The organism is Saccharopolyspora shandongensis, from assembly GCF_900106995.1.
Classification (GTDB): Bacteria; Actinomycetota; Actinomycetes; order Mycobacteriales; family Pseudonocardiaceae; genus Saccharopolyspora; species Saccharopolyspora shandongensis.
Genome location: NZ_FNOK01000003.1, coordinates 226,793 through 248,409, shown reverse-complemented (window position 1 = coordinate 248,409; position 21,617 = coordinate 226,793). Strand labels below are relative to the sequence as shown.

Below are 21,617 nucleotides of genomic sequence, written 5' to 3'. Positions count from 1 at the left end.
GACTCCAGCTCTCCACACCGCGGCGCAAACCGCAAGACCACCCGCCCGTTCGGCCCCGGTAGATCACCAGGACAGACGTACTGGAGGGCGTGGAGTTCTGGCATTCACCGGATTTGCGGCCCCGCCGACCGGGAATGAACGCGCGGCGGAATCGGGCCGAAGCAGCTCCTGCTGCGCAGAACGAGGCCGGAATTCAAGAAGTTCAGAGGTCGGTGATGTCCCACGTGAGGGTGCGCTGTTCGTCGCCCGGGCGGGGCGTCCAGCGGACCTTGGTGAGCTCCGTGTTCTCCGGCAGCACGTACACCGTGTGGCCGCCCGCGGTTTCGCCCGGCTGCACGCCGATGCGGTGCGGTGGGCGGGAGGACAGCGACACCGGCGCCTTCGACACCGCCGCGCCTTCCTCGGTGATCAGCTCCAGGTACAGGTCGGGCAGCGACGCGAACGGCGTCGCCCCGCGGTTGGTCAGCTCGGTGTGCACGACGACCGAGCGCTCGCCGTCCTGCAGCTCGTAACCGGCCGCGGTGAACAGGAAGTCGGCCGGGTCCACGACCTCCACGAGCAGGATCGTGATCCGCTCGCCCTCCAGCCCCTCGACGTCGAGCTTGCTGCCGACCTTGCCGGTGCGCACCGGCTGCTGCTGCGGCGCCGGCTGGGCGCCCGGCCACTGCTGGTCGCCGCGGGCCCACGAGGCCGATCCCGGCGGCCCCCACACGTTCATCGGGTTCGACGGCGCGGGCTGCTGCTGGAAGGACGTCGCCGGCGGGCCGGCCGGGACGAACGGCTGCGGGCCGCTCGGGCCGCCGTAGGGCGCGGGGTAGCCGCCGGTGGGCATCGGGTAGCCGCCGGTGGGCTGCGGGTAGGAGCCGGACGGCTGCACCTGGTGGCTGCCGCTGGCCGGCCCGGGCACCTGGTACGGCCCGCTGGCCATGTTCTGCTGCGCGGCCCAGTGCTGAGCCGCGGCGACCGCGTTGCGGATGGCCTGGGGGTCGCACTCGACGCCGACGATCAGCGGCAGGCCGGTCGTGGAGAGGGCAGCAAGGCGTGCTGCGACGTCGCGCACGTCCATGCCGAGCCGACCGGCGATCTCGGGAACCGCCGCACGGCCCATCTCGGCGACGACGCTCAGCAGACGCACGTCCACGGGGTCAGGGCCAGCCACGTCGTGCCACGCTACCCGCTCGCCCCAACCCAGGCGTAAACGGCATGTGGTTTTGATCCGGACCTCGCGACCGGCCGGCGGGGCAGCGGGGCGGCTCACACCACGCCCGCGTGGGAACACCGCGCAACGCCGGGGGAATCTCCGATCGCGTCGGGGCCGGGAGTTAGGCTGGCACCTCTCCCAGAAGCCCGCCGAAGGAGGACTTTCCCGTGCCTGTCGACCCCTTCGTTCACCTCCATGTGCACACCGAGTACTCGATGCTCGACGGTGCGGCGAAGGTGGGGGCGTTGTTCGCCGAAGCCGAGCGGTTGGGCATGCCCGCGGTGGGGATGACCGACCACGGCAACATGTTCGGCGCGGACGAGTTCTACCAGCAGGCGCGCAAGACGGGTATCAAGCCGATCATCGGGATCGAGGCGTACCTCTCGCCGGGGAGCCGGTTCCACAAGAAGCCGGTGTTCTGGGGTGAGGCGAAGCAGCGTGGCACCGACGAGTTCGGTGAGGGCGGTGACGTCTCGGGTGCCGGTGCGTACACGCACATGACGATGCTGGCGCGCAACGCGACCGGCCTGCGGAACCTGTTCACGCTGTCCAGTCGCGCGAGCTTCGAGGGCATGTACCGCAAGCCGCGGATGGACAAGGAGCTGATCTCGGAGTTCTCCGAGGGCATCATCGCCACGACGGGTTGCCCGTCGGGTGAGGTGCAGACCCGGCTGCGGCTGCGGCAGTTCGACGAGGCGCTGCGGGCGGCGGCGGAGTACCAGGAGATCTTCGGCAAGGACTACTTCTTCCTGGAGCTGATGGACCACGGGCTGCCGATCGAGCGGTCGGTGCGCCAGGGCCTGCTGGAGATCTCCAAGAAGCTGGGCATCCCGCCGCTGGCGACCAACGACAGCCACTACGTCACGGTCGACCAGGCCGAGTCGCACGGCGCGTTGCTGTGCGTGCAGTCCGGCAAGACGCTCAGCGACGAGTCCCGGTTCAAGTTCGACGGCGACGGCTACTACCTGAAGTCCGCGGCCGAGATGCGGGAGTACTGGGACAAGGAGGTCCCGGGCGCGGCGGACAGCACGCTGCTGATCGCGGAGATGGTCGAGTCCTACGAGGACGTCTGGGCCTTCCAGGACCGGATGCCGCGCGTCACCGACGGCACCGGCCGCAGCGAGCGCCAGCTGCTGGAGGCCGAGGTCGAGCAGTACCTGCCGTCGCGGTACCCGGACGGGGCGACGCAGGAGTGCCTGGACCGGATCAAGGTCGAGCTGGACGTGCTCGACACCAAGGGCTACTGCGCGTACTTCCTGGTCGTGGGCGACCTGACGCGGTGGGCGAAGTCGCAGGGCATCCACGTCGGGCCGGGCCGTGGCTCGGCGGCGGGTTCGCTGCTGGCCTACATCCTGCACATCACGAACCTGGACCCGCTGGAGCACGGGCTGATCTTCGAGCGGTTCCTGAACCCGGAGCGCGACTCCCCGCCGGACATCGACCTCGACTTCGACGACCGCCGCCGCGACGAGGTGCTGCAGTACGCGATCAACAAGTACGGCCGCGACAAGGTGGCGCAGGTCATCACCTTCGGCAAGATCAAGACGAAGGCGGCGATCAAGGACTCCGCGCGGGTGCACCACGGCCAGCCCGGGTTCGCCATCGCGGACAGGATCTCCAAGGCGCTGCCGCCGCCGATCGCGGCCAAGGACATCCCGCTGTCGGGCATCGTGGACCCGCAGCACGAGCGCTACGCCGAGGCCGCCGAGGTCCGCAGCCTGATCGAGACCGACCCGTCGGTGTCGCAGATCTTCGACACCGCGCGCGGCCTGGAGGGCCTGATCCGCAACGCCGGCGTGCACGCCTGCGCGGTGATCCTCTCCTCGCAGCCGTTGCTGGGCACGGTGCCGCTGTGGGCGCGTGACGACGGCTCGATCATCACCGGCTGGGACTACCCGTCGTGCGAGGCCATCGGCCTGCTGAAGATGGACTTCCTGGGCCTGTCGAACCTCACGATCCTCGGTGACTCGCTGCGGATGGTGAAGGACAACCACGACCGCGACATCGACCTGTCCAACCTGGGGCTGGACGACAAGACCACCTACGAGATGCTCGCCCGCGGGGAAAGCCTGGGAGTGTTCCAGTTCGAAGGTGGCGGCATGCGGGAGCTGCTCAAACGCCTGCAGCCGACCGAGTTCGGCGACCTGGTGGCGGCCAACGCGCTGTACCGGCCGGGCCCGATGGACGTCAACGCGCACCTCGACTACGCCGACCGCAAGAACGGTCGCAAGGAGATCGAGCCGATCCACCCCGACCTCGAAGAGGACCTGCGGGACATCCTCGACGAGACCTACGGCCTGATCGTCTACCAAGAGCAGATCATGGCGATCGCGCAGAAGGTGGCGGGCTACAGCCTCGGCCGAGCGGACATCCTGCGCCGCGCGATGGGCAAGAAGAAGAAGTCGGTCCTGGACCAGGAATTCGAGGGTTTCCAGGCCGGCATGCAGGCGAACGGCTACCGCGACGAGGCCATCACCAAGCTCTGGGAGACGGTGCTGCCCTTCGCCGGCTACGCGTTCAACAAGTCGCACGCGGCCGGTTACGCCCTGGTGGCGTACTGGACGGCGTACCTGAAGGCCAACTACCCGGCCGAGTACATGGCCGGGCTGCTGACCTCCAACGGCGACAACAAGGACAAGATGGCGATCTACCTCGCCGAATGCCGCCGGATGGGCGTCAAGGTCCTGTCGCCGGACGTCAACGACTCGCGCGACACCTTCGCCGCGGTCGGCTCCGACATCCGGTTCGGGATGAGCGCGATCCGCAACGTCGGGTCCAACGTGGTGGCGTCGATCGTCAAGTCCCGCGAGGAGAAGGGCCGCTACACGTCGTTCACCGACTTCCTGGACAAGTCGGAGATCCTGGCCTGCAACAAGCGGGTCATCGAGTCGCTGATCAAGGCGGGCGCGTTCGACTCGCTGGGGCACAGCCGGATGTCGCTGGTGCAGCACCACGAGGCCGCGGTGGACGCGGTGATCGGGCTGAAGCGGCAGCAGGCGATGGGCCAGTTCGACCTGTTCGGCGCGGACTCCTCGGCGGACAGCGCGGACGCCTCGCCGCTGGCGCACCTGGTGTTCACCCTGGAGGAGTGGCCGCGCAAGCAGTTGCTGTCCTACGAGCGGGAGATGCTGGGCCTGTACGTCTCGGCGCACCCGCTGGACGGGGCGGAGCGGCTGCTCGCGCCCTACCAGGACACCGGGATCGCCGACCTGGTCGGCGGCGAGCGGGAGTTCGGCGGCGGCAAGGAGCAGCTCAAGATCGCCGGCATGATCTCGGGCATCCAGCGCCGCATCAACAAGAACGGGCACCCGTGGGCGATCGTCACGCTGGAGGACCTGGACGCCAGCGTGGAGGTGCTGTTCTTCCCGAAGTCCTACGAGATGTTCTCCGACTGCCTGGTGGAGGACACCGCGCTGGCCGTCAAGGGCCGCATCAACGAGCGGGAGGGCACGATCAGCGTGTTCGCCTCGGATGCGGTGCCGGTGGACATCTCGGCGGCGGAGACCGACCCGGGCACCGACCCGGCGTTCGTGATCAAGGTGCCGGTGGGCCGGGTGGACCAGTCGCTGGTGGCGGAGCTGAAGCGGACGCTGCAGGCGCACTCGGGCACGACGCCGGTGCAGCTGAAGCTGCAGAGCCCGCGCGGCACGACCCGCCTGGCGCTGTCCAGCGACTACTTCGTGTCCACGGAGAACGGCCTGCAGGGCGAGCTGAAGGGCCTGCTCGGCGCGGGCTGCTTCGAGGCGTACTGATCCGCAGAACCTGATTCCAGGCTCGTTTTGCGTGGCGGTGCGGGTAGCGGAACCTCAGGCACCTTCTCGCTGTGGGATCCCCGACACACGTATGTCCAAATACGACGCGTCGGGGCTGTCCTCGCGAGAAGGCCCCTGAGAGCCCGCGGCGGTGCAAGCTGCGTAGGTGGGCCAAGCGGCTGCGCCGCTTCAAAGACAGCAACCCCACACCGCCCATTCCCGGTGTTCAGTTGTCGCGGAGGCGGCTGATCAGGCCTGCGAGCATGGCGATCTGGCCGGGCGACTCGCCCGGGATCACGTGCTCGTCGCGCGAGTGCGGCCCGGCGCCGACCGCGCCGAGCCCGTCGAGGACCGGCTTTCCCAGCGCCGACACGAAGTTCGCGTCGCTCACGCCGCCTACGGCCGTGCCCTCCAGGTCCCGGCCGATGTCCTGCGCGGCGGCGCGGGCGGCGTCGAACAGCCGCTCCGACGGCGGGTTCGGGTTCATCGGCGGCCGGTTCCAGTCGCCGGTGATGTCGAACTTGATCCGGTCGTCGGCGACCGCCAGCGCGGCGAAACCCGCGTCGATCCGGGCCGTCTCGGCCGGGTCCTGGATGCGGATGTCGATCTCGCAGCTCGCCCGGCCGGCCACCACGTTGCGGCCGGTGCCGCCGGTGATCGCGCCGATGTTGATGGTGGTGCCGCGCTCCGGCGCGGCCAGCGCGGTGATCTGCGGGACGAGCTCGGCGATGGCGTGGATCGCGCTCGCGCCGGCCGTCGGATCGAGCCCGGCGTGCGCTTCGACGCCGTAGACCGCCAGGTCGAACATGCCCAGGCCCTTGCGGCGGACCTTGGCCATGCCCTCCCGGCTGGGCTCCAGCACCAGGGTCGCGGTGGCCTCGGCGCACGCCCGCTCGATGTGCGGGCGGGACGCGATGCTGCCGATCTCCTCGTCGCCGGTGAGCAGGAACCGCACCGCCGGGTGCGGGATCTCCAGCTCGCGCAGCAGGCGCAGCGCCCACACGCCGTGCACGATGCCGAGCTTCATGTCCAGGCAGCCCGGCGCGGTGATCCGGTCGCCTTCGGCGGTGAACGGCCATTCCGCCAGGGTCCCGATCGGCCACACCGTGTCGTAGTGGCACAGCAGCAGGACGGTTCCGCCCGCGGTGCCGGGGAACGTGATGTCGAGGACGTCACCGCGGTCGCCGCAGTCGTGCCGGGCCCGCGCGGTCGGCTCGCCCAGCCGCTCGGCGAGCCAGTCCGCGATGTCGGCGAGCCCGGCGTCCAGCGCGGCCTTGTCGTTGCTGGGGGTCTCGTGCTCGACCAGTCGCCGCAGGTCGGCGATCACCTCGGGAAGGTCGCGTTCGGCCGCACCGGTCAATGCCGTCGCACTGCTCACTCGTCATCACCTCTCTGCTCGTGCTTGCGTGTTCATCGCACCGGGGCGCCCGGGCCCAGCGGCACGCCGAGCGCCCACCACGCGATGAAGAACAGGGTCCAGCTGACCAGCACCGCGAAGGAGATCGGGATGGTCAGCGACATGAGCGTGCCGATCCCGGCCTCCTTGCGGTACCGCTGCAGGAGGCCGAGCGCCATCGCGAAGTACGGGCTCATCGGGCTGATCAGGTTCGTCGCCGAGTCCGCGATCCGGTACACCGCCTGGGTCGTCTCCGGCGACACGCTGAGCAGCATGAACATCGGCACCAGGATCGGGCCGACCAGCGCCCACTGCGCCGAGCCGCTGGTGATCACCAGGTTGATGCAGGTGACGAGCGCGATCAGGCCGAGGAACAGCACGAGCGGGTGCACGTTCGCGGCCTGCAGCAGCGCCGCGCCGTGGATGGCGATGATCTCGCCGATGTGCGTCCACTTGAAGTAGGCCAGGAATTGGGAGGCGGCGAAGAACAGCACCACCACGGGCGCCAGGTCGACCACGCCCTTGGTCATCGCGCCGGGGATCTCCGCGGCGCGGCCGATCGATCCGGTGCTGCGGCCGTAGACCGCGCCGGTGAGCAGGAAGGCGAAGCCCAGGACGTAGGCGACCCCGGTGATGATCGGCGAGCCGAGGACGTCGCCGTCCTCGCCGCGGAACGGCGAGCCGCTGGGCACCAGCACCGCGACCAGCACCGCGACGAGGGCCAGCAGGGTCAGCCCGGCGTTGCGCAGGCCCCGGCGCTCGGCGGCGGTCAGCCGCATCTCGCCGAGCTGCTGGTCCGGGGCACCGTCGCCGTCGGTGGCCATCCCGGCGGTGCGCTTGGTGAGCACGAACTCGGTGACCAGGGTGATCACGAACGCGAGGAAGATCGCCGAGCCGATCGAGAAGTAGTAGTTGGCCAGCGGCGTGACGGTGTAGTTCGGGTCGATGAGGTGGGCGGCGGTGGTGGTCAGCCCGGCCAGGATCGCGTCGGTGGGCGTCAGCAGCAGCGAGGCGTTGTACCCGGCCGAGATCGAGCCGAACGCCACCACCAGGCCGAGGACCGGGCTCCGGCCGACGGCCTTGAACACCATCGCGCCCAGCGGGATCAGCACCACGTAGGCGGCGTCGGAGGCCACGCTGCCGCTGATCCCGACCAGCGCCACGACGAAGGTCAGGTACTTGGCCGGGACGCGGGTGACGCTGCCGCGCAGCATCGCGCTGAGCAGGCCGCTGTGCTCGGCGACCGAGACGCCCAGCATCACCACGATGATCAGCGCCAGCGGCGGGAAGGCCGCGAAGTTGTCGACCGCGTCGCCGATGATCGCCTGCACGCCTTCGGCCGACAGCAGGCTCTTCACCTGGATCGTCTTGCCGTCCACGGGGGACACCGCGGAGACGCCGATGGCGCTGAGCACCGCGCTGAGCGCGATGACGAGGCCCGCCATCATGGTGAACAGCCAGAACGGGTGCGGCAGCTTGTTCCCCAGGCGTTCGACGCCTTGCAGGAAGCGCAGCAGCAAGGACATCGAGCGCGTGCTCCGCGCGTCCCCGGTGGTGGTCACCTTGCAGCTCCTAACCCGGTGCGGTCGATCACATAGGTGCTCCGATAGGGCGACATTCAAATCGGACATGACGGGAACTGTCAATAGTGGCGATCGAGGTGGTGCATCTATTCATGCAGCGGGAGCATGTGGGCTTAGTATCGACGATGTGGTCGGAGATGCCGTGCTGGACGAGCTCGATCTGAACCTGGTCGCCGCGTTGCAGGAGGCGCCGCGGGCGCCCATCAACGCGCTGGCCGAGGCGCTGGGCAGTTCCCCCAGCACCGTCGGGCGGCGGTTGCAGCGCCTGCACGGCGACCGCCTGCTGCGCGTGATCGGGCAGCTCGACTGGCGGCTGTTCTCCGACACCCATCCCCGGCACGTCTGGATCACCACCGAGGCCGGGCAGCTGCAGAACGTCGCCCACCGCGTCGCGGAACTCCCCGAAGCGCAGTACGTCGCCATGACGACCGGGCGCGCGGACGTGTACTGCACGGTCCACCCGTCGCGCCGGGACGCGGTGAAGGACCTGCTGACGCGGCGCATCCCGGGCCTGGCCGGGGTGGTCGCCACGCAGTCGGACCTGGTGCTGCGGCCCTTCGGCCGGGCCGACGCGTGGCGGGTGCGCCAGCTCGACGACGAGCAGCGCGCCGTGCTCGCCCCGCACCGCATCGAGCAGCCCGAAGCGCCTGCGGCCCAAGGGTTTTCCGAGCACGAGCGCCGGGCGGCCCGGTTGCTGCACGCCGACGCGCGACTGACGTCCAGCGAGCTGGCGCGCGATCTGGGCGTCAGCCAGTCCACCGCGCACCGGCTGATCGCCGGGTTGCTGGAGCGGCAGGTCGTCCGGCCGCGCGTCGAGGTGGAGCCCGCCCTGCTGGGCTTCCACCTGGAGGTGGTGCTGTCGCTGACCACCGAGCCGGGTTCCACCGACGAGGTCGGGCGGGCCCTGGGGAGCCATCCCTCCGCCCGCTACGTGTCGATGGTCGCGGGCAACGCGACCGTGATCCACCAGGGCGTCTTCCGCGACGAGGAGCGGCTCGCGGATTTCCTCTCCGGCGACCTGGCGCAACTGCCGGGCATCCGCTCCGTCGAGGTCTCGGTCGTCCTGGACGTCCTGCGCCGCTACTGGATCGGCCGGGACCGCAACCGCCTCGGCGCGGCCCGCCTGCCCGCCGACGGCTGACCGCCCTCCCGGTGCGGGAATTCGTTGCGGTCACACCGTTTCGAAGGTGGCCATCATGCCCATGTCCTCGTGTTCCGCGTTGTGGCAGTGGAAGACGTAGCGGCCCCGGTAGCCGTCGAAGCGGGCGATGACCTCCACCGCCTCGCCCGGGCCCAGGTCGACGGTGTCCTTCCAGCCGCCGTCCAGCGGGCCGGGCGCGCGGCCGCCGCGGGAGAGGACCTGGAAGTTCACCAGGTGCAGGTGGATCGGGTGGTGCAGGTCGGTGACGAAGCGCCAGATCTCCACGTCGCCGAGCCGCGGCCGGGCCGCCACGTAGCCGGTGTCGAACGGGCGGCCGCCGATCAGCCAGCCGTGCCGGTCGCCGTGCCGCCCGCTGCGGAAGGAGAAATCCCTCGTCACCACGGCCTGTTCGCGGCGCAGCGGCTCCACTTCGGACAGTCTCGCCGGGATGGCGGTGTCGTCGCGCTCCCGCCGCGCCACGCGGAACCGCATCACCTGCGCCGTCGAGCCGGCGCCCAGCCGGTTGACGAGGGTGACCTCGGTGCCGACCGGGTAGCGCCCGAAGTCGACGATCGCGTCGACGCGTTCGGCGGACGCGAGCGTGATGCTGCCGTGCTCGCGCGGGGATTCGAGCAGGCCGCCGTCGGATCCGATCTGCACGAACGCCGGGCCGTTCGGGGGCGGCGGGTCGAGCGCGAGCTCGTAGCGGCGGGCGTTGGAGGCGTTGAGCAGGCGCAGCCGGTGCCGCGTCGCCGAGACCTCGTGGACCGGCCACGGCACGCCGTTGACCAGGATGACGTCGCCGAGCACGCCGGCCAGGTAGGAGTCGGTCACGCCGGGCACCCGGGTCAGCGACGGGTCGAGCGACGGGTAGTCGAAGGAGCCGTCCGCGGCGAACGTGCGGTCGGTGATCAGCAGCGGGATCTCGCGCTCGCCGCGGGGCAGCGGGAGGGCGTCCTCCTCGTCGTCGCGCACGATGTGCAACCCGGCCAGCCCGCGGTACACCGCCGGGCCGGTGAAGTCCATCCGGTGGTCGTGGTACCAGAGCAGCGCCGCGCGCTGGTCGAGCGGGAAGGTGTAGTCGCGCGTGCCTTCGGTGATCGCGGCCGCCGGGTCGTGCATCGAGTGGTGGCCGCCGGACCAGCCCCGGGTGGGCAGGACCAGGTCGGTGGGGTAGCCGTCGGACTCCGGCGGGGTGTGCCCGCCGTGCAGGTGCACGACGGTCGGCACCGGCAGGTCGTTGCGGTGCCGGACGATCGCGGGGCGGCCGCGCCGGGATTCGATGGTCGGGCCGGGGAAGATGCCTTCGTAGCCCCAGATCGGCGTGCGCACACCGGGCAGGATCTCCGCCGCCGCCTCCCGTGCGGTGATCTCGTAGCGATCGGCTTTCCCGTCCCGCGCAACGGGTTCGAGCACCGGCGGCATGCGCAGCGGCAGCTGGAACGGGGCGGGCAGGCGGATGGCGCTGCGCAGGATCGCGCCGGTCGAGGTGCGCTGCGCCAGCAGCTGGGGGCCGCCCAGCCCGGCGGCCAGCACCAGCCCGGCGCCGCCGGCGATGCCGAGGAACCGGCGGCGTCCCAGGCGGCCGCTCATCGGGTCACCTCCGGCAGGCCCAGGGTGCGCGGCCGCAGGAGCGCGATCAGCGAGGTGACGGTCAGGGTGATCAGCGCGACGCCCAGCGGGAAGTGCAGGTCGAGCGCGCCGTTGAGGCCGGCGATGTACTGGACCGTTTCGCCGAGGACGATCAGCAGGGTCACCACGCTCGGCCAGCGCGCGCCGCGCAGCGCCCACAGCACGATCGCGGCGACCAGCTGCGCCAGGGCGAGGTAGAAGACGACGTCGGCGCCGACCGCGTGGTTGTGCAGCATGTCGTAGTCGCCGCTGAGGAAAACACCGGCGAACACCGGTTGCCCGAAGATGGCCACCGCGTGCGCCGCCGCGACGAGGCGGAGCGCGAACAACGCCGGACGGGTCCGGTCTCGGGCGGGCGCGGCCGGTTCGGCCGAAGTGGACGGTGCCATCGCGGTTCTTCCTGAGCAGTCGGGAATCTCGGGTCGATCGCGACGTTAACGGCGTTTTTCGATGCCTTCCAAGGCCAATTTCGCTATGTGCTCATGCCTCGTGAGGCATGATGATCCGATGGACCTGCTGCCGCTGCGCTACTTCCAGACCGTCGCGCGCCACGAGCACATCAGTCGGGCCGCGGCGGAGCTGCGCGTCTCCCAGCCGTCGCTGAGCCGCACCATCGCGCGGCTGGAGACCGAGCTCGGCGTCTCGCTGTTCGACCGGCAGGGACGCAACATCAGGCTGAACCGCTTCGGCGCGGCGTTCCTGCGGCGGGTCGACCGCGCGCTGGGGGAGCTCGACGACGGCCGGCAGGAGCTCGCCGACGCGGCCGGGCTGACGCGCGGCAGCATCGTGGTCGCCTCCGAAACGATGTACACGGTCGTCTCCGCGCTGGTCGGCTTCCGCGCCGAGTACCCGGGCGTCGACGTGCGGCTCTACCAGGCGTCGGCGGAGGTGATGTTGCAGCGGCTGCGCCACGGCGAGGTGGACCTATGCCTGTCGTCGCAGCCGGTGGACGACCCGGCGCTGGAGGTGGCCGAGGTGCTGCGCGAGGAGGTGCTGCTCGCGGTCCCAGCCGGACACCGCTTGGCGTCCCGCAAGAGCGTCGGCATCGAGGAACTGGCGGGCGAGCCGTTCATCACCACCGACCACGGCTACTGGCCGCGGGTGCTGGCGGAGCGGTTGTTCGCCGCCGCGGGGCAGCGGCTGTCGATCGCCTGCGAGGGCAACGAGCCGGGGGCGACGGCGTTCCTGATCAGCATGGGGCTCGGCGTCGGCTTCGTCCCGGAGATGGCCGGCCACCACGACGTGGCGCCGCTGGCCCTCCTGCACGTCGATTCGCCCGGTTGCCACCGCACCCTGTCGTTCGCGTGGCGCCGCGACGCCTACCTCTCCGCGGCCGCGCGGCGGTTCCGGGAGCACGTCACCGACGCCATCCGCAGCGAAGCGGCGAGGTGACGAAACGGTCGAAAAACGCTTTCCGCCACGGGTGTTGCGCCGTTCGGCAGTGGCGGCGTGCGGCCGAACGCGCATAGCTGAGCGGGCTCTCAGATCGGTGTGACAGCCGGACGTGAAAGGGGTTCACTGGATTTCAGGGTCAACGATGCCAAGTGCGAAGGAATCCGATGTCCACCACCGAGGCGTACACCGATCTTCCCGTCTTCGACCACGACTTCGTGCAGAACCTGCACGCCCGGTTCGACCAGCTGCGGGCCGCCACCCCGGTGCAGCGGATGGTCACCCGGGACGGGCTGGAGGTCTGGGTGATCACCCGCTACGACGACGCGCGCGCCGCGTTGGCGGACTCCCGGCTCAGCAAGGACGTCACCCGGCTCCAGCTGGTGATCAACGAGAAGCTGCCGCCCGTTGCGGACCGCCGGGAGTTCGCCAGCGACCTGGCCGGGCACATGCTCAACATGGACCCGCCGGACCACACCCGGCTGCGCAAGCTGGTGGTCAAGGCGTTCACCGCGCGCCGCGTGGAGGGCATGCGGCCGCGCATCGAGGAGATCAGCGCGGGACTGCTGGACGCGATGGCCGACCGGTCCGAAGTGGACCTGCTGGACGCCTTCGCGTTCCCGCTGCCGATCCAGGTGATCTCCGAGCTGCTCGGGGTGGACGAGACCCGCCGGGACGACTTCCGGGCCTGGACCAACACCTTGCTCGACGCCTCGGACCACGCGTCGGCCAAGCAGGCCGCTGAGGCGATGGCCAAATACCTGATCGAGCTCATCGAGATCAAGCGCCGCGAACCGGCCGACGATCTGCTCACCGGGCTCATCGAAGCCACCGAGGACGAGGACCGGCTCAGCGAGCAGGAACTGATCTCGATGGTGTTCCTGCTGCTGGTCGCCGGGCACGAGACGACGGTGAACCTGATCGGCAACGGGGTGCTGGCGCTGCTGCGCAACCCCGACCAGTGGGCGGCGCTGGTGGCGGATCCGGGGCTGGTGCCCGCCGCGGTCGAGGAGATGCTGCGCTTCGACGGGCCGGTGATCCACGGGACGTTCCGGTACACCGCCGAGGCGGTCGAGATCGGTGGCGTGGAGATCCCGGCGGGCGAGATCGTCTGGGTGGGGCTGACGTCGGCGAACAACGACCCGGACCGCTTCGCCGAGCCGAAGCGCTTCGACATCAAGCGCGACGCGCACGGCCACCTGGCCTTCGGCCATGGCATCCACTTCTGCCTGGGCGCGCAGCTGGCCCGGCTGGAGGCGCAGATCGCCATCCGGCACCTCGTCGAGCGCTTCCCGAACCTCCGGCCGGTCGGCTCGGTGGAGGACGCCCAGTGGCGCTTCAGCAGCCTGATCCACGGCCTCCGCGGCCTGCCGGTCCACCCCGGGACGCACTGACCCGAAGCCGGGACGATCTCCTCCTCGAGGAGGAGGTTCCGGGCCAGGTGGCGCGGTTACCTTGGTCCGATGCGGATCTCGTGGCCGGGCCGACCGCTGGTGGCCGACGGCGTGGTGGCGGTGCTCGTCCTCGCGTTGGCCGGTGGCACGTCGCTGACCGCCGTGCGGGGCGCCGATCCACTGCTGTGGGCGGCGCTCCTCGCGGTCTCGGCCTGGCTCTCCGCGTGCCTGGCCCTCCGCCGGGCGTGGCCGACCGGGGTGTTCGTCGCGGGCTCGATCGCGATGCTGGTGCTGGTAGCGCTGCCGGACATCCCCGGCGACGTCTCGCCGGTGTTGCTGCCGTTCTCGCTGATCTACCCGGTGCTGCTGTACTCGGTCGTCGCGTACGCCGAGCGGTCCGCGCCGCCGGTGCTGTGCGGTTTGCTCGGCGCCGCGATCGTCGTGGCACGGGTGCTGTTCGACCACCCGGAACCGGCGATCGAATGGCCCGCCGTCGTCGGGCTGGGGGCCGGAGCGGTCGGCTCGGTGCTCGCGGCCTGGGCGCTCGGCCGGTACCGGCGGATCAGGATCGCTTACGTGCGCTCGCTGGAGGAACGCGCGGCGCAGGCGGAGCAGCTACGAGAGCAGCAGGTGCGCGACGCCATCGCCGCCGAGCGCCGGCTGATCGCCCGGGAGATCCACGACGTGGCCGCGCATTCGCTGGCCGTCGTGCTCGCCCAGGCCGACACCGCGCGGCTGGTCTTCGACCGCGATCCGGCGAAGGCTCGGGCGATGATCGGCACGGCGGTGGAGGTCGGCCGGGAGGCGATGGGGGAGATGCGCAGCATGCTCGGCGTGCTGCGCGCCGGCGACGAGAGCATCGAGACCGGCGGAGATCTCGCCGAGCTGGTCGAGAAGTTCCGCGGCACGGGCGCCGACGTCGAGCTGGTCGGCACCGGCACTCCGCGCGAGATCAGCACCGCGCAGCGCCACGCCGTCTACCGGATCGTCCAGGAGTCGGTCACCAACGCCCTCAAGCACGTCGGATCCGGGGTCTCCTGCCGGGTCGCCCTGGACTGGGGCGCGGACCGGCTCGTGGTGGCGGTGTCGGACGACGGGCCGGGAACCGCGGCCGATCTCACCGCGCGCGGCGGCTATGGCATCGTCGGCATGGCCGAGCGGATGCGGCAGATCGGAGGCGATTTCGTGGTGCGCAGCGAGCCTGGTGCCGGGACCGAGGTCCGGGCCGAGTTCGGGTATTCCGCGCGATGACGATCCGCGTCGTCGTCGCCGACGACCAGCAGCTCATCCGGTCCGCGCTGACCACCGTGATCGGCCTGCACGACGACCTGGAGTGCGTGGCGGAGGCGTCGACGGGCCGGGAGGCCGTCGAGGCGTGCCGGGCGCACCGGGTGGACGTGGTGCTGATGGACATCCGGATGCCCGGCCTGGACGGCATCGCCGCGACCGAGCTGATCACCGGCGAGGTGCCCGGCACCCGCGTGCTGGTGCTGACCACGTTCGACCTCGACGAGAACCTGTTCGCCGCGCTGCGGGCCGGCGCCAGCGGCTTCCTCACCAAGGACACGCCGGGCGAAGACGTCGTCGAAGCGGTCCGGACGGTCCACAAGGGACATTCGATCGTCTCGCCGCGCGCGACCGGCAGCCTGCTGGAGCTCGCCCGCCGCGCGGCGCCCCGGCACCGGCCGGATTGGGAGGCGCTGACCGCCCGGGAACGCGACGTGCTCGTCTCGCTGGCGCGCGGCTCGTCGAACGCCGAGATCGGCGCCGAGCTGTACCTGGCGGAGACGACGGTGAAGACCCACGTCGGCGCGATCCTGCGCAAGCTCGCGGTCCGCGACCGCCTGCACGCGGTGATCTGGGCCTACGAGAACGGCGTGGTGTGACCGCGCCTCCTCCTCGAGGAGGAGGAAGCGGGTCCGTCGCGGAGGAAGTCCGCGAGGGGTGCTCCCGGCGAACATCGGTTCATGACAACCGAAAGACACCGATTCCCGGTCTACCTGGCCGGAATCACCGGACTGGCCCTGATCGCGATCGCGCTGCTGTGCTGGGCGACTGGAATCCCCAACCCGCTCGCCGTGGCGGATGACCCCTTCGGGCGATCGCTGCTGTTCCTGCCGCAACCCGCCGCGCACCTGGTGCTGGCCGCGGTCGGTGCGCTCACACTCGTGGCGGCGGTGCGGGGGCGCGGCCGGATCGCCGGGGTGGTCGCGGTCGGCGCGCTGGCGCTGCTGCTGGACTCGGGCGTGCTGGCCGCGATCGGATACCTGCCGTTCATGGCGTTCTCGGCCCTGACCGGGCACGTCGACCGGCTCGGCATCTACCTCTCGCCGTCGCTGCTGGTGCAGGTCGGGATCGCCGCTGCCGCCGCGAGCCTGCTGTGGGTGCAGGTGAGCCGGGCGACGGCGAGCGCCGCCGCCCAGGACCCGGCAGCGGTGCACGAGCGGGCGGTCGCGCGGACCCGGCGGTGGACCAAGATCGCCATGGAGGCGCCGCTGGTCTACGCCGCCACGCGGGTGCTGATGGCGTTGCAGGCGCCGGGATTCGACCTGCCGATGGAGCGCGACGCGGTGCTGGCCGGGCTCGGCCTGGCCCTGGCGGCGACCGGCGGCGCGGCGCTCACCTGGGGGCTGATCCGGCCCTGGGGCGAGCGCTTCCCGCGCTGGATCCCCGGTGCCGCCGGGCGGCCGGTTCCGGTCGACCTCGCCGTCGTGCCCGCGCTGACCGTGTCCGTGCTCGTGCTCGCGGCGTCCAAAGTGATCTTGACGGTGCTGTTCGCCGAAACCGGGATCGGCCTCGAATACGTGCTGGTCTGGCTGCCGATGTTGCTGTGGCCGCTGTGGTCGGTCGCCCTGGCGCTGGCGGCGGTGAACTACAAGATCCGCCGCAGCACCGGTCAGCGCAGCGCGATGATGGTGTAGGGGCCGACCTCGCGCTTGGCGAAGGCGGGCGAGTCGAACACCGCCGGGTCGAAGTAGACGTCGTAGTCCCGGACGTTCGGCAGCTGCGGGAAGGCGTCGTCCTTCAACTGCAGCACCAGCTTGCCCGCCTCGTCATCCGGAAGCTCCACAGTGGAGTACTGGCTTTCCGGGTTGGTCAGGACGAAGACGTTGGGCGTCTTGAACCGGCTGTGGCGCAGCATGCCGAGGAGCTCGTCGGCGGTCTTCGCGGTGGTCCACCGGCGGATCTCGGCGGCCCGCTCCTGGTAGTCCGCCAGCGGGTTGGCGTAGTGCGGCGTCTCCTGCTGGAAGCCCCAGTAGGACTTGAAGGACATCAGCTTGTAGTCGGTCGTGAGCAGCACGTTGTGCTCCGGCCGGCGGCCGGTCAGCTCGGCGATCGCGGCGACCTCGGCGGGAGTCCACGAGCCGAGCTTCTGCGGATCGCGCTGCCCCATCGCGTTGTCGCCGGTGGGGTAGTAGTCCGCGTAGGCCCGGTCGACGGACGGCTGCAGCGCCAGCCCGATCGCGCCCTGGTTGATGGTGATCGCGCCGAGCAGCCCGAGCGCGGTGGCGACCATGCTGATCCGCAGCGCGTACCGGGCGTCCAGCTTCTGCCGCAGGTAGCCGATGAGTTCCAGCAGGCCGAAGACGCCGGCGACGGCCAGCGTCACGTCCAGGATCACGTTGAGCCGGAACGCCAGCAGCGTGGTCTTGGCGATCAGCGCCAGCGTCGACAGCACGAACCAGCCGTAGACGGCGAGCACGGTGGTCAGCATCGCGGCGGCGACCTCGCTGCGCCGGCACCGCAGCAGCAGCCACACCAGCCCGGCCAGGCACAGCACCCCGAACGCGGTGCCCTCCAGCATCGGCACCGGCAGGAACGCGCCGTCCTCGGGCAGGTAGTGCTGCGCCGCGCTGCGCGGGTTGGCCAGCAGGAAGTTCGTGGACAGCAGGTACGGCAACCAGACCAGCAGCGCGATGACGAGGCTGACGATGCCGATCGGCAGCAGCCGCAGGAACAGCTGCCGCACGGTCGGCCACAGCCGCTGCCCCTGGTGCACCCGGAACGCGCCGATGAGCACCGCCATCAGCACGACCATCAGCACCGCGAACGCGAAGTGCAGGGTGTAGGTGATCGCCGCGAAACCGACGTAGCCGCCGATGCAGACGAGCGCCCACCGCGGAGCGCGCTCCTGGCGGCGCAGCGCGTGCCAGGCCAGCACCGCCACCGGTGCCAGCCACGCCGCCGACGGCCACGCGTAGGGCTCCTCGATGCCGTGCAGCATGCCGGCGAGCGCCGTCACCACCGCCGCGAGCAGCGCGAGCCGACGGCGCACCACGACGCTCCACAGCGTGAAGGCGACGACTGTGGTCACCGCCACCCAGGCCAGCGCGTAGGGCTTGTACGCCGCCCAGCCCTCCCAGCCGATGAGGTTGGCGAACCGGCCGCCCAGCCAGAACCAGCCGCCCGGGTAGTAGGGGGAGGTGTCGGCGTAGTTGAGGTCGGCCAGGCCCGGGGTGGCGGCCATCCGGGTCATGTACTGCAGGCGGAATCCGTTGTCCACGGAGGACCCGCCGTAGTAGAACCTGGTGGCCTGCAACGGGATCGCGAGCGCGAACGTGCTGAACGCGCTCAGCGCCACCCAGGTGCCGAACACCCGCGCCCACCGCGGTGAGCGGCGATGCCCGAACGCCAGCAGCAGGAACAGCACCGCTAGCACCAGCGCGCTGCTGACGGCCGCGAGGGCCTCCGGTGCGAAGCTGGGTTCGCTGATGCTCAACCTGGCGATGGCGAACTGCAGCACCAGGCTCACCAACGCCGCCACGAACGCGCCCAGCACCAGCTCGACGACGGTGCTGCGCAGCGGCAGCCGGACGGCCGAATTTCGGCGAGGTTCGTCGATCGGGCTCGGTCCGGTCAACAGCGGACTCGGCAGGATTCCCGCCACTTCGCGCGTCCTTCGGCGTAGCTGACATGGGGGCTCGCGCAGAATAGTTGATGTGCGCCCTGCGCCCCGCCATCGGGTGATGCTGGCAGGACGCGGTGGAGCGTTAGGGTGACGCAGCAGAACGGTCGTGTTAGCCGCTAGGAGGAGGTCGGCGGGTGGCGGACAGCCCGGTGGAGTCCGGCGGCACGCGCGCCGTCCCGGAGCGGATCGAGCCCAGGGCCGATGCCGCGGCGGAACTGCCGGTGCCGCGACTGGCCCCGCCGGTGCCGCACGTGGTGGTCAAGGCCGACCTGCTGCCCGCGGTGAGCGCGGTGTCGCTGATCGCGCTGCTGGGCCTGCCGATCGGCTGGGTGTGGTCGCGGCTGGCACCGCCGCAGGAGAGCGTGCTCGGCGAGCGGGGCAGGCTGACCCCGCTGCTGGTGGAGGGCTACCACGACTTCGACGCGATCGCGATCTTCGCCTTGCTCGCCCTCGCCGCCGGGTTGCTGACGGCCGCGGTGCTGTGGCTGGTGCGCGGGCGCCGCGGCCCGGTGCTGCTCATCGCCGGTGTGCTCGGCTCGGTGATCGCGTCGTGGCTGGGCGTGCAGATGGGCGCCTCGTTCGCCGCGGGTCTCTACGCGATGCCGCCGAACGCGAAGCTGGGCGACCTGATCACGGTCGCCCCGCAGGTCGGCAACGGCTGGGTGCTGCTGCTCCAGCCGTTGGGCGTCGCGCTCGGCTACGGCCTCGCCGCCTCCTGGAACGGCTTCGACGACCTCGGCCGCCGCCTGCGCTGAGCGGTCACTTCGGGCTCTGCCGCAGGGACTGGGTGATCTTGTTCAGCGTGTCGACCGGGATCGCGTCCGGCACGTCCTGATCGGCGACGGCGAGGAACACCATCGAGCTCTGCCCGTCGCTGTTGGTGGCGAGCACGCTGACCGCGGCGTTCTTGGAGTCGCAGGGGCCGGGCGCCATCAGCGTGACGCGAGCGGTGACCCGGACGGCCGGGATGCCTCCGGTGAGCTGCACCTGCTCCGGCGGGCCGAGGACGACCAGGGGCTTGTTGCCGTCGCGGACGTAAGCGAGTTCGGCCAGCTTCTGCGCCGTCTCGTTGGCCACGGTGGTGTCGTCCGGGCCCCTGCGCGCGCTCACGCCCGTGGTCGCCCGGAAGCTGCCGGGGTCGCCGGTGCAGAAGCCCTCCAGGTAGTCGGCGACGCCGGTCATGGTCACCGGGTCGTCGGGCGGGCCGAAGGCGTGGATGTTCTCCGGGTTGGGGTCGAGCTTCCAGCCCGGGCCGGCCGGCACGTCGTAGACCGCGCCCCGCTTCGGCGCGGTCACCACCTGCCAGCCGTCCACCACCGGCGTCAGGTTCGGGTTGGCCACCCCCGACGACGTGGGCGGGGGCGCGCTGTTGGTCGGCTTGGTGGGCGCGCTGGTGCGGGGCGGGGGCGGCGACGCCACCGACGGTCCACCGGAGGTGCTGAGCACGACGATCGTCGTGACGATGGCGATCACGGCCACCGAGGCGAGCGCGATCGCCGCGATCAGCGGCCCGCGGCTCTTGCCCGGCGGAGCCGGTTGCGCCGGATAGCCGCCGGCCATGCCGGGATGGACCGGCTGCTGCTGGGGGTGCTGCTGCTGTTGCGGTGGCTGCTGGGGCTGCGAGAACGCGCCGAAACCCTGGTACTGCGCGCCGGGCTGCGGCGTGGATCCGCCGGGACCACCGGCGATGGGCGCTCCGGTGATCGGATCGTACTGCCCGTACTCGTTGGAACCCCAGTTGCCAGGTGATGACATGCGGCGATCCTAGCGAGGCGCGCGAGTGCGTCAGTTGATGCTGGCGTGTTGCGCGAATTCGGTCAGCGGTGCCGGAACCGCGCGGAGCTCGCGGAGGAACTCGGCCTCCCGCAGCAGCAATCGCCGGATGCTGCGCAGCCGTTCCAGCGGATCGGTCTCGGCCAGCAGCTCCTGCCGGTCCTCGACGGTCAGCACGCAATCGTCGGCCAGCAGGTAGGAAAGCGCCGCGGCATCGGCGTCCTCGCCGGGCACGTCGCGCCGCCCGCCGCGCAGCCCGGTGTCGTGGTAGCGCTGGTGGGCCGCGCGGGCGGCGGTGACCAGGTGCTCGCGGCGGGCCGGCGAGTCGTTCTCCGGGGCGGTGTCCGGCAGCCAATCGACCTCGGCCATCAGGTACGGAGCCGCGGTCCGGTCGATCTGCAGCAGCCGGAACCGCCGCTCGCCGGCGGCGCTGATGTCGTAGCGCCCGCCGGGCAGCTGCCGCACCTGGTCCAGCAGCGCCGAGCAGCCGACGTCGTACATCGAGTCGACGTTGTCCTCGCCGACCTCCCAGCCCTGCCGGATGCCCACCACGCCGAACCGGCGGTCCGGCAGCTCCTCACCGACCAGGTCGGTGACCAGCTGCCGGTAGCGCGGCTCGAAGATGTGCAGCGGCAGGTGGCCGCCCGGCAGCAGCGCGGAGCCCAGCGGGAACAACGGCAGCACGTCAATCACGCCCCAAACCTACGTCCCAAATCACCCGATGGCACCACATCTGCGGACCGGGCTGGTCGATCCGCGTGGCGGGAGCGCTCGTCACGCCGGCGGGCGGAACACCGCGAAGGGATCCGTGACCTGCAGGTCGCGGGCGGTGAACTGGAACAGCGCAGGCGGGCGGCCGCCCGCAGGGCCCGCGGGCAGCGTTCGGCCGGTGGGCTCCAGCACGCCTCGCCGCGACAGCACGCGTTGCAGGTTCGTCGCCGCGACCTGGTAGCCGAGCGCGGCGGAGTAGATCCCGCGCAGCTCCGAGACGGTGAACTCGGCCGGGGCCAGCGCGAAGCCGATGTTGGTGTAGGACAGCTTCGCGCGCAGCCGGTCCTGCGCGGCGAGCACGATCAGCTCGTGGTCGAAGGCGGTCGGCGGCAGCGCGTCGACCGGGTGCCACGCGGTGTCGGCGGGCACCTCGGGGTCGATGTCGGAGGGCACCAGGCCGAGGAACGCGGTGGCGACCACCCGGCGGCCGGGCACCCGGTCCGGGGCGCTGAACACCGAGAGCTGTTCGACGTGGGACAGCTTGTGCACGTCGACCTTCTCGGCCAGCTGGCGGCGGATCGAGGTCTCGACGTCCTCGGTCGCCGCGAGCCGACCGCCGGGCAGTGACCAGCGGTGCACGTCCGGTTCCTGAGCGCGTTGCCAGAGCAGTACCTGCAGTCCGTCGTCGCGGACTTGGAGGACCCCGGCGAGCACTTCGTGACCAGCGTCGCCC

At 71.1% G+C, this 21,617-nt stretch carries 17 protein-coding genes; 8 read left to right on the top strand and 9 right to left on the bottom strand.

Annotation, left to right across the window (positions count from 1 at the left end):
* Positions 1 to 202: 202 nt before the first annotated feature.
* Positions 203 to 1,159: an AsnC family protein gene (locus tag BLW84_RS04445; protein WP_177226276.1), complete on the bottom strand. Its 957-nt coding sequence runs from the start codon at positions 1,157 to 1,159 to the stop codon at positions 203 to 205.
* Between the two features lie 209 nt (positions 1,160 to 1,368).
* Between BLW84_RS04445 and dnaE the strand changes: the two genes are divergently transcribed.
* Positions 1,369 to 4,953 (top strand): DNA polymerase III subunit alpha, encoded by a 3,585-nt coding sequence (gene dnaE, locus BLW84_RS04440; protein WP_093261546.1) that lies wholly within the window; start codon positions 1,369 to 1,371, stop codon positions 4,951 to 4,953.
* Positions 4,954 to 5,179: 226 nt separating this feature from the next.
* On the opposite strand, the gene BLW84_RS04435 is transcribed toward dnaE, so the two are convergent.
* Both BLW84_RS04435 and BLW84_RS04430 read right to left on the bottom strand, forming a co-directional pair.
* Complete coding sequence (locus BLW84_RS04435) at positions 5,180 to 6,331, bottom strand: M20/M25/M40 family metallo-hydrolase (protein ID WP_093261544.1); 1,152 nt, start codon at positions 6,329 to 6,331, stop codon at positions 5,180 to 5,182.
* Between the two features lie 32 nt (positions 6,332 to 6,363).
* On the bottom strand, positions 6,364 to 7,875 hold the full coding sequence (locus BLW84_RS04430) for an AbgT family transporter (protein WP_093261736.1): 1,512 nt from the start codon (positions 7,873 to 7,875) through the stop codon (positions 6,364 to 6,366).
* A 184-nt stretch (positions 7,876 to 8,059) separates the two neighbouring features.
* Here BLW84_RS04430 and BLW84_RS04425 point away from each other — a divergent pair, with 184 nt between their 5' ends.
* Entirely contained in the window at positions 8,060 to 9,073 is a 1,014-nt protein-coding gene (locus BLW84_RS04425; RefSeq protein WP_245760922.1) for an Lrp/AsnC family transcriptional regulator, read from the top strand.
* A 30-nt stretch (positions 9,074 to 9,103) separates the two neighbouring features.
* On the opposite strand, the gene BLW84_RS04420 is transcribed toward BLW84_RS04425, so the two are convergent.
* Together BLW84_RS04420 and BLW84_RS04415 are read right to left on the bottom strand one after the other, a co-directional pair.
* On the bottom strand, positions 9,104 to 10,666 hold the full coding sequence (locus BLW84_RS04420; protein ID WP_093261542.1) for a multicopper oxidase family protein: 1,563 nt from the start codon (positions 10,664 to 10,666) through the stop codon (positions 9,104 to 9,106).
* Positions 10,663 to 11,094, bottom strand: coding sequence for a hypothetical protein (locus tag BLW84_RS04415; RefSeq protein WP_093261540.1), 432 nt, complete (start codon positions 11,092 to 11,094; stop codon positions 10,663 to 10,665). Before BLW84_RS04415 ends, BLW84_RS04420 begins: the two co-directional genes overlap by 4 nt.
* Positions 11,095 to 11,212: 118 nt before the next feature.
* Between BLW84_RS04415 and BLW84_RS04410 the strand changes: the two genes are divergently transcribed.
* The 5 genes from BLW84_RS04410 to BLW84_RS04390 all read left to right on the top strand — a co-directional run bounded on the left by BLW84_RS04410 (position 11,213) and on the right by BLW84_RS04390 (position 16,412).
* On the top strand, positions 11,213 to 12,097 hold the full coding sequence (locus BLW84_RS04410; protein ID WP_177226274.1) for a LysR substrate-binding domain-containing protein: 885 nt from the start codon (positions 11,213 to 11,215) through the stop codon (positions 12,095 to 12,097).
* A gap of 167 nt (positions 12,098 to 12,264) precedes the next feature.
* Complete coding sequence (locus BLW84_RS04405) at positions 12,265 to 13,491, top strand: cytochrome P450 family protein (RefSeq protein ID WP_093261538.1); 1,227 nt, start codon at positions 12,265 to 12,267, stop codon at positions 13,489 to 13,491.
* Between the two features lie 69 nt (positions 13,492 to 13,560).
* The gene (locus BLW84_RS04400) at positions 13,561 to 14,742 is read left to right on the top strand and encodes a sensor histidine kinase (RefSeq protein WP_093261536.1); all 1,182 of its coding nucleotides are present in this window, start codon (positions 13,561 to 13,563) and stop codon (positions 14,740 to 14,742) included.
* The gene (locus BLW84_RS04395; protein ID WP_093261534.1) at positions 14,739 to 15,377 is read left to right on the top strand and encodes a response regulator transcription factor; all 639 of its coding nucleotides are present in this window, start codon (positions 14,739 to 14,741) and stop codon (positions 15,375 to 15,377) included. Before BLW84_RS04400 ends, BLW84_RS04395 begins: the two co-directional genes overlap by 4 nt.
* A gap of 81 nt (positions 15,378 to 15,458) precedes the next feature.
* Positions 15,459 to 16,412, top strand: a complete 954-nt coding sequence (locus BLW84_RS04390) for a hypothetical protein (RefSeq protein ID WP_093261532.1) — start codon at positions 15,459 to 15,461, stop codon at positions 16,410 to 16,412.
* Here the strand turns inward: BLW84_RS04390 and BLW84_RS04385 are convergent.
* Complete coding sequence (locus tag BLW84_RS04385; RefSeq protein WP_245760921.1) at positions 16,388 to 18,379, bottom strand: arabinofuranosyltransferase; 1,992 nt, start codon at positions 18,377 to 18,379, stop codon at positions 16,388 to 16,390. The genes BLW84_RS04390 and BLW84_RS04385 overlap by 25 nt on opposite strands.
* Before the next feature lie 155 nt (positions 18,380 to 18,534).
* Between BLW84_RS04385 and BLW84_RS04380 the strand changes: the two genes are divergently transcribed.
* Positions 18,535 to 19,155: a DUF2567 domain-containing protein gene (locus tag BLW84_RS04380; RefSeq protein WP_093261530.1), complete on the top strand. Its 621-nt coding sequence runs from the start codon at positions 18,535 to 18,537 to the stop codon at positions 19,153 to 19,155.
* Positions 19,156 to 19,159: 4 nt separating this feature from the next.
* Here the strand turns inward: BLW84_RS04380 and BLW84_RS04375 are convergent, their stop codons facing one another.
* The 3 genes from BLW84_RS04375 to BLW84_RS04365 form a co-directional block, all read right to left on the bottom strand.
* Positions 19,160 to 20,155 (bottom strand): DUF8017 domain-containing protein, encoded by a 996-nt coding sequence (locus BLW84_RS04375; RefSeq protein ID WP_093261528.1) that lies wholly within the window; start codon positions 20,153 to 20,155, stop codon positions 19,160 to 19,162.
* Positions 20,156 to 20,185: 30 nt separating this feature from the next.
* Positions 20,186 to 20,863: an LON peptidase substrate-binding domain-containing protein gene (locus BLW84_RS04370; protein WP_093261730.1), complete on the bottom strand. Its 678-nt coding sequence runs from the start codon at positions 20,861 to 20,863 to the stop codon at positions 20,186 to 20,188.
* An 84-nt stretch (positions 20,864 to 20,947) separates the two neighbouring features.
* Positions 20,948 to 21,598 carry an NUDIX hydrolase gene (locus BLW84_RS04365; RefSeq protein ID WP_093261526.1) on the bottom strand — a complete coding sequence of 217 codons (651 nt, stop codon included), beginning with the start codon at positions 21,596 to 21,598 and terminating at the stop codon, positions 20,948 to 20,950.
* Positions 21,599 to 21,617 lie beyond the last annotated feature (19 nt).